Source organism: Microbacterium sp. NPDC056052 (assembly GCF_042266785.1).
Taxonomy (GTDB): domain Bacteria; phylum Actinomycetota; class Actinomycetes; order Actinomycetales; family Microbacteriaceae; genus Microbacterium.
The window spans coordinates 173,816-185,480 of record NZ_JBHJWV010000009.1 but is presented as its reverse complement, the minus strand read 5'-3'; the positions used below and the strand labels follow the sequence as shown (position 1 = coordinate 185,480).

Here is an 11,665-nt window from a genome sequence, read left to right as displayed (position 1 = left end):
ACGAGAAGCCTCCGTGTGAACGAGTCGAAGAACTAGACAGCTCCAACTCGACACCGGAGGCTTCTCCTACGTCAACAACGACCCGGGTCAGTACATCTAGCGCCGCCGGGCGTCGGAGATCGCAGCCTGGAGGTCGTCGGCGAGGGTGCGCAGCTCGGCATCGCCGAGGGTGTGCGCGGTGAGCCGGATCTGCGGCGAGGCCTCGTCCGCCTCGAGCAGGAATCCGCCGCCCGTGCGCACCAGCCAGCCGCGGCGCATCATCGCCTCGGACACGGCGCGCCCGTCCACGCCGCATTCCGCCCACACGTTCAGGCCGTCGTCGCCGCGCACCGTGATGCCGCGCTCGCGCAGCAGAGCGCGCAGGGCGTCGCCGCGCTCGGCGTAGTGCGCGCCCGCCCGCTCGAGTGCGGCCGGGGTGTCCGGGTGGTCGAGCATGCCCACGGCGACCCGCTGCAGGATCCGGCTGACCCAGGTCTTCCCGGGCGAGAGCCGGGTGCGCAGTTGTGCCGCGGTATCCGGATCCGAGGCGAGCAGCGCGAGCCGCAGATCCGGCCCGAGGAACTTCGACATGGACCGCACGAGCGCCCAGCGCGGGTGCCCGTCCGGGATCACGGAGTGATACGGCCGACGCGACAGCAGCGAATAGTGGTCGTCCTCGATGATGAGCACGTGCGGGGCCTCGGCGAACACCGCGCGCAGCGCCTCTGCGCGCTCCGCGGTGAGGCTGATGCCCGTGGGATTGTGCGCGCGCGGCGTGCACACGACCGTCCGGGCGCCCGCGTCGATCGCCGCACGCACGCCCTCGACCGTGATGCCCTCCTCGTCGAGGGGGATGCCGACCGGGCGGTATCCCCCGAGCCGGACCACGTTGATGCTGGAGAGGAAGCACGGATCCTCCAGGCCCACCACGTCGCCGTGCGCGAGCGAGGAGACGAGGAGCCGCTCGAGGGCATCGACCGCCCCCGAGGTCACCGAGAGCTCGAAGGGACGCGGCTGCGCCTCGGCCAGCCAGCCCATCGCCCAGGTGCGCAACCCCTCATCGATGAGCGCGTCGCCGTAGAGTGCCGGGGTGCGCAGGTCGACCTCGGCGAGCACGGGCAGGGGCAGCAGGTCGGGGTCGGGATTGCCGCTGCCGAGGTCGCGCAGCACGGTCTCCGCCGCGAAGCCCTCCTCCTCGGTGCGCACGGGGCCCGAGACCACGGTGCCGCCGCGACCGCGGCTCTCCACGGCGCCGGCTCGGGCGAGCGCCCGGTAGGCGGCGGCCACGGTGTTGCGGTTCACGCCGAGGCTGTCCGCGAGGCCCCGCACGGTGGGCAGGCCTTCGCCCGCGGCGAGAGCGCCGGATCCGATCAGGGCGCGGATCGAGTCGGCGATCTCATGCGCCGTGCTGCCCTGGATCGCCGTGTCGGTCACGCCCTCAGCCTATGGGCAGCCGTGGCCCGCCCCGGAGGAATGGCCGACATCCGCGGACGCGCCCGCGGATCCGTCAGCGCGCCGTAGGCACGACCGGGCGGTGCTCGTAGAACGTCTGCAGCACGACGGTCGTCCTGGTGCTCACATTCGCGGCGAGGCGGATGTCGCGCACGAGCTGCTCCAGGTGCCGCGGCGAGGCGACCCGCGCGAAAAGCATGTAGCTCGCGTCACCCGCGATCGAATGGCACGCCTCGATCGCATCGAGATGCTCGAGCAGCTCCGGCGCGTTGTCGGGCTGGGCGGGATCCAGCGGTGTGATCTCGATGAACGCGGCCAGCGGCTTGCCCACCGCCTCGGCATCGATGACCGGGCGGTAGCCCGAGATGACACCGCGCGACTCGAGTCGGCGCAGCCGCGCCTGCACGGCCGACACCGACAGCCCCACGGTCTCCGACAGGTGCGCGAGCGTGGCCCGCCCGTCCTGCGAGATTGCGGCCAGGATCGCGAGATCGACAGGATCGTCCATACATGAAATAATATCGGAGTCAGCAAACAATTGCAGGAATATTTCCTGCACTCTCCCCGATCGGAGGTCCCGATGTCCCTCATCACCACTCCCAGCAACGCTCTCATCGGCGAACCCGAGGTCGTCGAGGACGCGTCCGTGGCCGAGCACAGTGCCGCCTGGACCGTCCTCAAGGAGGCCGCAATCGCGCTGCGCCCGCTGCAGATCAAGGACGGATCCGTCCCGAACGCGGCCGACCACGACGCCGCCCGCGCGCATGTCGCCGCGATCGTCGCCGGCATCCGCGCCCTCGCCCCGGCCTTCCCGCACGATGCCGAGTACCTCGCGGCGTCCGTCAAGGACTTCGAGCGCTGGGTCGACGAGGGCTTCGGCGTGCCCGACTTCCTCGACTCGCTCATCGCGTTCCAGCCGCAGCAGCACCGTGTCGACGGCATCCGCCACCTCGTCGTGTTCCCCATGTACACGCAGAACGGATCCAGCGACCGCCTCGTCGAGGCGCTCATCGTGCAGGCGATCTGGCCGGAGTTCATCGCGGACCTGGAGGCCGGCGACTACGGCAACAAGCTCTTCGTCTCGCTGCGCCTGATCGACTTCACCCCCGGATACGACACGAACTCGGCCGTGCTGTTCCCCGAGACGGTCGCGATGCGCGAGATCCCCTCGTTCACCTGGGGCGCGATCTTCCAGGACCGTGAGGCCGCCCGCTACCGCCGCGTCGTGCGCGCCGCGAGCGAGATCACGAACCTCGACCTCCCCGAGCGGGCCGCGGCCATGCTCGGAGACCAGGAGCTCACCGAGAAGACGTTCGTGATGTGGGACATCATCCACGACCGCACGCACATGCGCGGCGACCTGCCGTTCGACCCGTTCATGATCAAGCAGCGCATGCCGTTCTTCCTCTACTCGCTCGAGGAGATGCGCTGCGACATGACCGCGTTCCGCGAGTCGGTGAAGATCGAGCGCGCGCTCGACGCACGCGTCGCTGCCGGTGAGCAGCTCACCGCGAGCGAACAGGAGATGCACGACTACGCGCACCTCGTGCAGTACGCGGTGATCTTCGACCGCATCTTCCGCTTCTCGATCACCGGCAACCGCACCCGCAACTACGACGCCGTCGGCGGGCAGCTGCTGTTCGCCTGGCTGCACCAGCGCGGCGTGCTGCACTGGACCGACACCGCGCTCGCGTTCGACTGGGAGAACGTACCGGACGCCGTGGTGGCCCTGGGAGACGCGATCGACGACCTGTACTGGCACTCGATCGACCGCCCGAAGGTCGCTCACTGGCTCGCCGCCTACGAGCTGGTGCGCGGCACGCTCACGCCGCACCCGGCGTCGCAGTGGGCTCGCGGCCTGTCGGACGAGATCCTCGCCGGCGCCCCCAAGGGCTACACCGACGCCGTGCTGGACGACGAGTTCCCGCTCTCGATGTTCTTCGAGACGCTGGACAAGAAGATGAAGCCGGTCATCGAGTCGACCGTGGGGATCCGCGGCACCGACGACTGAGCCGTCCACCGGGGCGTTCCTCACCGTGTCGGGGCGCGTCTCACCACCTATCTGTGGCGAGACGCGCCCCGAAACGCATCTTCCCGCCCCGGACGAAGCCAGCGCTGCAACAATGGCGGCCAGATCCACCGGCCGTATTCGATGGCCCGGCCGGACGCAGGACGGATCCGATGACCGGGTCGATGAGCATGGAGGAACCACGATGACCGTCGCAGGACGCACCGTACTTCTCGCCGGGGCCACGAGCCCCTCCGGCCTCGCGATCGCGCGGGCCCTGATCGGCGCCGGCGCGCGCGTCGTCGCGGTCGGCCGGGACCGGGGAAAGCTCGACGCGCTCGCGGCCGCGGCGCAGCCGGCGGTGGACGCCTCGGCGGGCACGGTCCACGGCTCGATCCGCGTGGAGAGCTGCTCCCTCACGAACGAGGCCGAGGTCGCCGCACTCGCGACGCGCCTCGCCGACGACGGCGAGCACGTCGACGGCCTCGTGCCGCTGGTCGGCGGCTGGCGCGGCGGCGGCGGTCTCGCCGGGCAGACCGAGGAGGACTATCGCGCCCTCGAGCAGGCCTTCACCGCGGTGCGCGTGACGAGCCGGGCGTTCGACGCCGATCTGCGCGCGTCCGAGGCGGGCCGGTTCGCGATCATCTCCTCGACCGCGGTCGCCCGCCCGCTCGCGGGAGGCGCGAACTACGCCGCCGTCAAGGCCGCGAGCGAGTCCTGGACCCGCGCCGTCGCACAGGGTTTCGCCAAGGCCGCCCGCGACGCGGAGCAGCCGCTGCGCGCCGCCGCCGTGGTGCTGCGCGTGCGCGGTCTCGACGACGCGATCGACCGGGTCGCGGCGCAGATCGTGGAGCTGTGGGACGTCGACGCCGCCGAGCTCAACGATCGGGTGATCGACCTGGCCTGACGGGTTCGACCACGACTCGCGTCCACATCCCCGCGTCCGCCACCCGCGTCCACCTCCCCCACGTCGCGATGTGCCTAGGTTCGGCGAGCGCCGCTCTTGCGTGCCAGGATCGCCTGCGCCGGACCGGCGAGCAGCAGGAGGAACATCGCCGCGTAGCCGATGTCCGGCACCAGCACGGCGATGACGAGGGAGACCGCGAACAGGCAGCTCATCACGATCTCGGCGATGAGGCCACGGCGCAGCGACTCCGGGGCGATGCGATGCAGCTCGGGATGGCGGCGCAGATACAGCCTGGTGCCGAGCATGAGCAGCGAGGAGGCGAGGAGCGCGCCGATGTAGAGCAGCTTCTGCATCGCGTCGTCGGGCAACGAGCCGAGCATGGCGGTCGCGACCGGCAGCCAGACGATCGTGAACATCCACCCCACCTGCAGCCAGATGAGGGCGTTGGTCGCCTTCTCGACGCGGTCGAAGACGCGGTGATGGTTCATCCAGAAGACCGCGATGATGAGGAAGCTCAGCGCGAAGCTGAACAGCTGCTTGTGCTCGACCTGCACGTACTCCAGCGCGCTCCTGTCATCGCGCGCGAACTCGGACACGTTCTCGAGCAGCGGCAGGATCAGCAGCGTCATCGCGATCGCGACGACCGCGTCCTCGAAGGCCTTCAGCCGCTCGGCGGACAGCAGTGGACGGCTCGTCTCGACCGTGACGCTCTGCGGGTCGTCCTCTGCTCGGCTCACCCCCGAATGCTCCCGTACCGGCCGGGATCCGGTCAAGGCGCCGCGCGCCGAGCGGGTGGAGTCGCTCGGCGTCTTCGTAGCGAGGCGCCGCAGAATAGACTCGTCGGGTGAGCGTTCTGCATGACAAGGGCCTGCGCGGCTTCGCATCCGACAACTACTCCGGCATCCACCCCGAGGTACTCGCGGCGATCGCGGAGGCGAACGACGGCCACCAGGTCGCCTACGGCGAGGACCAGTACACCGAGCGGCTGCAGGACGTCTTCCGACAGCACTTCGGCGAGGGCGTCGAGGCCTTCCCCGTCTTCAACGGCACGGGCGCGAACGTAACGGGGCTGCAGGCGATGCTCCCCCGGTGGGGCGCGGTCATCGCGGCGACGACCGCGCACATCAACGTCGACGAGGGCGGGGCACCCGAGCGCATCGGCGGCTTCAAGATCCTCTCCGTCCCCACCGAGGACGGCAAGCTCACGCCGGAGCTCGTCGACCGCGAGGCCTGGGGCTGGGGCGACGAGCACCGCGCCCAGCCGCTGGTCGTCTCGATCACGCAGTCCACCGAGGTCGGCACCCTCTACACCGCGGACGAGATCCGCGCCCTGGCCGACCACGCGCACGCCCGCGGCATGAAGCTGCACCTCGACGGCGCCAGGCTCGCGAACGCCGCGGCCGCGCTGGACCTGCCGCTGCGCGCCTTCACCCGCGACGCCGGCGTCGACGTGCTGAGCTTCGGCGGAACCAAGAACGGCGCCATGCTCGGCGAGGCGATCGTCGTGCTCACCCCCGGCGCCGCGGACGGCCTCATCTACTCGCGCAAGTTCAACATGCAGCTGGCCTCGAAGATGCGCTTCGTGTCGGCGCAGCTCATCGCGCTCCTCGAGGGCGACCTGTGGCTGCGCAACGCCCGCCGGTCCAACGCGATGGCGCAGCGCCTGCGCTCCTCGCTCGAGGCCGGCATCGCCGACGGTTCCATCCAGGGCGTGGGCTTCACCCAGCAGACGCAGTCGAACGGGGTCTTCGCGACGCTGCCCGACGGCATCGCCGACCGCCTGCGCGAGACCTTCCGCTTCTACGACTGGGACGCCGCGCGCAACGAGGTGCGCTGGATGTGCGGCTTCGACACGGCGGAGGCGGACATCGACGCGCTGGTCGCGCTCGTCGCGCAGGAGACCAGCCGCTGAGGCGCTCCTCCCCCGCAGCACTGTTCGGGACACGGTCCAGACTTCCCTGGACCGTGTCCCCTTTTTGGCTCTGGAACTGCGGATCCGGAGCCGAATTCGGGACATGGTGGGGCCAGAAGTGGGACACGGTCAGTATCGCCCCCGCGGGACCCCGGGCTCAGCGCAGCAGGCCGAGGTGCGCGAGCGCCTGGCGGATGAGCGTGCCGCGACCGCCCTCCATCTCGGCGGCGAGCGCGTCGCTCGCGGCGTCCTCGGGGCTGAACCAGGTCACCTCGAGCGCGTCCTGACGCGGTTCGCAGGTGCCGGTCACCGGCACCACGAACGCGAGCGACACCGCATGCTGGCGGTCGTCGTGGTAGGCGCTCACACCGGGGATCGGGAAGTACTCGGCGACCGTGAACGGCGCGGGCGACGGCGGCAGCATCGGGAAGGCCATCGGGCCGAGGTCGTTCTCGAGGTGCCGGAACAGCGCGTCGCGCACCGTCTCGCCGTACCGCACCCGTCCCGAGACGATCGTCCGCGTCATCTCGCCCAGGGGCGTGGCGCGCAGCAGGATCCCGATGTCGGTGACCACCCCGGAACCATCGGTGCGCACCGGCACGGCTTCGACGTAGAGCATCGGCAGCCGGCGTCGTGCCTGGGCGAGCTCGAAGTCGGTGAGCCACCCGGGGTTCGCCCCTCCTGAGGCCCCGAGGCCGTCGAGGCCGCCGGGCAGGCCGGAAAGCGCGTCGGGGAGACCGTCGTCGTCGGCCGGATCGGGGTCGGGTGTGCGTACCGCCATGGTCTCTTTCTACCAGCGTCTGCGATGCGCGCCGAGTGCGAGCCCCGATCCGGGGGCGCGGGGTCGCCGGCCTGGGGCAGGATGGAGCCATGGCCGAACCCGTGGAGATCGATCGCGCCGCGGTGCGCTGGGCGCGACAGGACGAGGCGCTGCCGCTGCTCGTGCTCCTGCACGGCTACGGATCCGATGAGCGGGACCTGTTCTCGCTCGTGCCGTTCCTGCCCGAGGGCGTGACCGTGGCGTCGCTGCCCGCCCCGCTGAGCGCCCCGTGGCCGATGCCCGGGCGCTCCTGGTACCCGATCGACGAGCTGGAGCGGCGGGACCCCGCCTCGGTGACCGCCGCCGCGGAGGCCGTGCTGCGCTGGCTCGCCGTGGAGGCCGCCGATGCCCCGTCGATCGCGCTGCTCGGCTTCTCGCAGGGCGCCTCGGTGGCGCTCCAGACCGCCCGTGAGGACCCCGCGCGGATCGCCACGGTCGTGAACCTGAGCGGCTACGCGGCCCCCGGCGACCTCCCGGGCGACGCCGCGCTGCGCAAGCGCCGCACCCCGGTGTTCTGGGGGCGCGGTTCGAAGGACGACGTCATCCCTCCCGCCCTCATCGTGCACACCGCGCAGTGGCTCCCGGAGCACTCGGAGCTGACCGGGCGCGTGTATCCGGGCCTCACGCACAGCGTGTCCGAGGAGGAGCTGGCCGATGTCCGGCGATTCCTCGACGGGTGGCTCGACAGCCTTCAGGCCCCGGTGTCGGAGGAGCCGCTCGAGGGCTGATCCGGCCGGTCTCCCCGGACGTCGCGGCCAGAGGCGTCGGTATCGCGATCGTCCACCGACCCGGCGTCCGTCCCGTCCTCGGCCTCCGCCCTGCGCCGCTGCTCCTCGCGCTGCATGCGCGTGCCCGCCGCCGTGAACGCCACCATGACCGCGGCGCCGATCACGAGTCCGAGAGCGATCCCGGTGCCCATGTTGCCGAGACCTGCGCCGAGCGCCACCCCGACGCCCATGCCGATCGCGAGACCGGCGCCGAGGCCCACGCGGCGCATCGTCTCGCCGGATCCCGGCCGCTGCTCATCCATGCCTCCAGGCTAGATCGCCTCAGGGGTGCGGACATCCGCCGCAGGACGGATCCTGAGACGCGACACGCCCGGGTTGCAGGAATCCCGAGGGCCCGGTATCGTCGTCGGCGTCCTGTCCGCCGTGTAAGGAAGTCCCTTGATCTGAGTCGTCGCCTCCGCGTTCCATCCACGCGCTGATCCGACACTCCTTCCTGCCCTCGCTTGTTCCGGCACAGGCATCTCCGGTCCCCGAGATCCGTCCTCTTCGCGACGTCTCGTCTCTCGAAAGACTCGGGACCGATCGGCATCAGCGCACCCGAACACCTTCTGGGAGCCGCCCATGTCATTCCTCACCCCCTCCTCCGCGGTCGTGCTCGACCGCGTCACCTTCACCTGGCCCGACGGGTCCACCGCGCTCGACACCGTCTCCGGCGCCTTCGGCGCGGGCCGCACCGGCCTCGTCGGACGCAACGGATCCGGCAAGTCGACGCTGCTCCGCCTCATCGCGCGCGAGCTGACCCCGACGTCGGGGCACATCACCGCGACGGGCGACGTGGCCTACCTGCCGCAGCGCCTCACGCTCGACACGCACGCCCGCGTGGCCGGGCTCCTCGGCGTGGCCGGGGCGCTCGACGCCGTCCGCGCCATCGCGGCGGGCGACGTCGACCCCGCCCGCTTCGACGAGGTCGGCGACGACTGGGACGTCGAGGCCCGCGCCGCGGCGGCGCTGGCCGAGGCCGGTCTGGATCCGTCGTTCCTCGACCGCACCGTCGGCGAGCTCTCCGGCGGCGAGGCGGTGCTCGTCGCGATCGCCGGGATCCGCGCACGGCGGGCGCCGATCACGCTGCTCGACGAGCCGACCAACAACCTCGACCGCGAGGCGCGGGCGCGGCTCGGCGAGATGGTGCGCTCCTGGCGGGGCGCCCTCGTGGTGGTCAGCCACGACGTCGCGCTGCTCGAGCTCATGGACGACACCGCCGAGCTGTACGGGCGCGAGCTCAGCGTCTTCGGCGGCCCCTACTCGGAATGGCGCGCGTGGCTGGATGCCGAGCAGGAGTCCGCGAAGCAGGCAGAGAGGGACGCCAAGCAGGCCTTCAAGAAGGAGAAGCGGCAGCGCATCGAGGCAGAGCTCAAGCTCGCGACCCGCTCCCAGATGGCCAAGAAGGCCTTCGAGGAGAAACGCGTGCCGAAGATCATCGCGAACGGCCGGAAGATGGCCGCGCAGGTCTCGGCGGGCAGGCTCCGCACCGAGGTCGCTGAGAAGGAGGGCACGGCGCGCGAGGCTCTCGACGCGGCAGGGCATCGGATCCGTCACGACGCGACGATGAAGATCGAGCTGCCGGATCCGGGCGTCTCCCGGAACCGCCGCATCGCGACCATCGGCGACGCCGAGAGGTCCTGGACGATCCAGGGTCCGGAGCGCATCGCGCTGATCGGGCGCAACGGAGTGGGCAAGACGACGCTGCTGCGACGCCTCGTCGACGGGGCCGGCTCCGCGGATCCGGGCGCGCGGCAGTCCGAGGATTCGCCCGGGTCGGTTCCGTATTCAGGATCGATCGCCGAATCCGTGGCCGAAGCAGCAGAATCCCGCACATTCTCGCGATCCATCCTGAATTGCGTCCCGCACACCGAGCGGATCGGGTACCTGCCGCAGCGGATCGACGGCCTCGACGAGACCGCGACCGTGGTGGAGAACGTCGCGGCGCGCGCTCCGGAGATCCCGGAGAAGGAGCTGCGCAACCGGCTCGCCCGGTTCCTGATCCGCGGCGCCGCCATGGACCGGCAGGTGGGAGCGCTGTCCGGCGGGGAGCGCTTCCGGGTCGCGCTGGCGACGCTGCTGCTGGCCGATCCGGCGCCGCACCTCGTGGTGCTCGACGAGCCGACGAACAACCTGGACCTCGACACCGTGGATCAGGTCGTGCAGGCGCTCCGCGCCTACCGCGGTGCGGTGCTGATCGTCAGCCACGACGACGCGTTCCTGCAGCGCCTGGACCTGGATCTGACGCTCGAGCTCGACGCCGAGGGCGCGCTCGCAGAGGTCGCCCTCGAATCCTGACGGTCGCGAGACGCGCACCCGGCCGGATGCCGGCCGGGTGCCGGCCGGGTGCGTGCCGTGCACGCGTCTGGGACACATCGGGAATGCGGGCGCGCGACCTCGCTGTTGCGCACGTCATGACGACAATCGGAATCATCGGAGCAGGACACATCGGCAGCGCTGTCGCAGAGGCCTTCGCAGGTCTCGGCTATGACGTCGTGATCGCGAACTCGCGTGGTCCGGAGACGCTCGACGCGCTCGTGACACGACTCGGGCCGCGCGTGACGGCATCCACCGCGACCGGGGCCGCCGAAGCCGCCGACGTCGCCGTGGTGACCGTCCCGTTGAAAGCGCTGGCCGATGTTCCCGTGGCGCCGCTCGCCGGCAAGATCGTGCTCGACACGAACAACTACTACTTCGAGCGGGACGGCCACATCGAGGCCCTCGACCGCGGCGAGACCACCACGTCGCAGCTCCTGCAGGAGCACCTGCCCGACTCGAAGGTCGTGAAGGCGTTCAACCACATCCGGTCCGGCGAGATCCTGACGACGGGATCACCGGCAGGCACGCCCGATCGGCGCGCGCTCGGCACGGCGAGCGATGACGACGACGCGGTCGCATTCGTGACCGACGTGTACGACCGGCTCGGGTTCGACACCGTGAGCGCAGGCCCGCTGAGCGAGTCGTGGCGCCTCGAACGCGACCGCCCCGCCTATGTCACACGGCAGAATGCCGAGGAGCTGCGCACCAACCTCGCCGCCGCGAACCGCCTGCCCTGACACACGGTCGGATCCCCGTGCCGGCACCGGGTCGTCGTCGGAGGATCCAGCGGCCGTCCAGGACGCGGGGGCAGGATGAGGGCATGAGCACCCTCGTCCGCCCTCGCAAGGGCCGCGTCATCGCCGGCGTCTGCGCCGCGCTCGCGCACAGGTTCGGCTGGCCCGTCCTCCTCATGCGCCTGCTCGCCATCGTCCTGATGGTGTTCGCGGGGCTGCCGCTATGGGTCTACATCGTGCTCTGGATCCTCATCCCGAAGGAGAAGTGAGCCCGCAGGGGCTTCCGGATCAGGCGCGCTTCGCCCGCATCGCGCGCGTGTGGCCGAGCGTCGGATCGGCCGCCAGCAGAGCGTACTCCGCGGACTCGCGGGGGACCAGCGAGACCCGCCCCTCGGCGTCGCTGAGCACGCCCCAGCCGTAGCGCTTGCCGAGCGGAGAGGCGCGGAGGCAGGCTTGCCCCTTCGCGAAGAACTCGTCGCGCGCCTCGCCGTCGTCCGGATCGATGCCGCGGCGCAGCGCCCAGGTGGAGAAGATGACGTCATCGGAGGTCCGCTCGAACGGGTGCTCCGCGATCATCCGGTAGTGCAGCGCTCCGATCGTCGGAGCCTCGGTCGCGGGAGGTTCCTGCGCGTGGTCCGTCGGGCAGTCCTCGGCCACCTCGATGAACGTGCTCGTGTAGTTCGTCGTGTGCGCGGCCATGCGTCCATGCTCGCACCGTGCGGCGACACCGGGCTTGGAGATCTGCGACAGATCCCCGAGCCCCATCT

13 protein-coding genes are annotated in these 11,665 nt (G+C 71.0%); 7 read left to right on the top strand and 6 right to left on the bottom strand.

The genetic code is table 11. From position 1 onward, the window contains the following. Positions 1–96: 96 nt before the first annotated feature. Positions 97–1,413: an aminotransferase class I/II-fold pyridoxal phosphate-dependent enzyme gene (locus ACFC1J_RS17275; protein ID WP_375908867.1), complete on the bottom strand. Its 1,317-nt coding sequence runs from the start codon at positions 1,411–1,413 to the stop codon at positions 97–99. 73 nt (positions 1,414–1,486) lie between these two features. Then, positions 1,487–1,939 carry an Lrp/AsnC family transcriptional regulator gene (locus ACFC1J_RS17270; protein WP_292722285.1) on the bottom strand — a complete coding sequence of 151 codons (453 nt, stop codon included), beginning with the start codon at positions 1,937–1,939 and terminating at the stop codon, positions 1,487–1,489. A 72-nt stretch (positions 1,940–2,011) separates the two neighbouring features. On the opposite strand from ACFC1J_RS17270, the gene ACFC1J_RS17265 reads away from it, so the two are divergent. Further along, complete coding sequence (locus ACFC1J_RS17265) at positions 2,012–3,442, top strand: DUF6421 family protein (protein WP_375908864.1); 1,431 nt, start codon at positions 2,012–2,014, stop codon at positions 3,440–3,442. A gap of 202 nt (positions 3,443–3,644) precedes the next feature. Further along, complete coding sequence (locus tag ACFC1J_RS17260; RefSeq protein ID WP_375908861.1) at positions 3,645–4,346, top strand: SDR family NAD(P)-dependent oxidoreductase; 702 nt, start codon at positions 3,645–3,647, stop codon at positions 4,344–4,346. 74 nt (positions 4,347–4,420) lie between these two features. Here ACFC1J_RS17260 and ACFC1J_RS17255 read toward each other — a convergent pair whose 3' ends face one another. Continuing rightward, positions 4,421–5,083, bottom strand: coding sequence for a TMEM175 family protein (locus ACFC1J_RS17255; RefSeq protein ID WP_375908858.1), 663 nt, complete (start codon positions 5,081–5,083; stop codon positions 4,421–4,423). A 107-nt stretch (positions 5,084–5,190) separates the two neighbouring features. On the opposite strand from ACFC1J_RS17255, the gene ACFC1J_RS17250 reads away from it, so the two are divergent. Continuing rightward, complete coding sequence (locus ACFC1J_RS17250; protein WP_375908855.1) at positions 5,191–6,258, top strand: threonine aldolase family protein; 1,068 nt, start codon at positions 5,191–5,193, stop codon at positions 6,256–6,258. A 157-nt stretch (positions 6,259–6,415) separates the two neighbouring features. Here ACFC1J_RS17250 and ACFC1J_RS17245 read toward each other — a convergent pair whose 3' ends face one another. Then, positions 6,416–7,039 carry an NUDIX hydrolase family protein gene (locus ACFC1J_RS17245; RefSeq protein ID WP_375908852.1) on the bottom strand — a complete coding sequence of 208 codons (624 nt, stop codon included), beginning with the start codon at positions 7,037–7,039 and terminating at the stop codon, positions 6,416–6,418. Positions 7,040–7,128: 89 nt separating this feature from the next. On the opposite strand from ACFC1J_RS17245, the gene ACFC1J_RS17240 reads away from it, so the two are divergent. Continuing rightward, the gene (locus ACFC1J_RS17240) at positions 7,129–7,806 is read left to right on the top strand and encodes an alpha/beta hydrolase (RefSeq protein WP_375908849.1); all 678 of its coding nucleotides are present in this window, start codon (positions 7,129–7,131) and stop codon (positions 7,804–7,806) included. Here the strand turns inward: ACFC1J_RS17240 and ACFC1J_RS17235 are convergent. Continuing rightward, positions 7,770–8,108 carry a hypothetical protein gene (locus ACFC1J_RS17235; RefSeq protein WP_375908846.1) on the bottom strand — a complete coding sequence of 113 codons (339 nt, stop codon included), beginning with the start codon at positions 8,106–8,108 and terminating at the stop codon, positions 7,770–7,772. The genes ACFC1J_RS17240 and ACFC1J_RS17235 overlap by 37 nt on opposite strands. 319 nt (positions 8,109–8,427) lie before the next feature. Between ACFC1J_RS17235 and ACFC1J_RS17230 the strand changes: the two genes are divergently transcribed. The 3 genes from ACFC1J_RS17230 to ACFC1J_RS17220 all read left to right on the top strand — a co-directional run bounded on the left by ACFC1J_RS17230 (position 8,428) and on the right by ACFC1J_RS17220 (position 11,167). Further along, a complete protein-coding gene (locus ACFC1J_RS17230; RefSeq protein ID WP_375908843.1) occupies positions 8,428–10,143 on the top strand; it encodes an ABC-F family ATP-binding cassette domain-containing protein in 1,716 nt (571 codons plus the stop codon). Positions 10,144–10,259: 116 nt separating this feature from the next. Continuing rightward, a complete protein-coding gene (locus tag ACFC1J_RS17225) occupies positions 10,260–10,901 on the top strand; it encodes an NADPH-dependent F420 reductase (protein ID WP_375908840.1) in 642 nt (213 codons plus the stop codon). Positions 10,902–10,984: 83 nt separating this feature from the next. Beyond that, positions 10,985–11,167, top strand: coding sequence for a PspC domain-containing protein (locus ACFC1J_RS17220; protein ID WP_292720700.1), 183 nt, complete (start codon positions 10,985–10,987; stop codon positions 11,165–11,167). Between the two features lie 19 nt (positions 11,168–11,186). Here the strand turns inward: ACFC1J_RS17220 and ACFC1J_RS17215 are convergent, their stop codons facing one another. Beyond that, positions 11,187–11,663, bottom strand: coding sequence for a DUF6157 family protein (locus ACFC1J_RS17215; RefSeq protein ID WP_375908837.1), 477 nt, complete (start codon positions 11,661–11,663; stop codon positions 11,187–11,189). Positions 11,664–11,665: the final 2 nt, after the last annotated feature.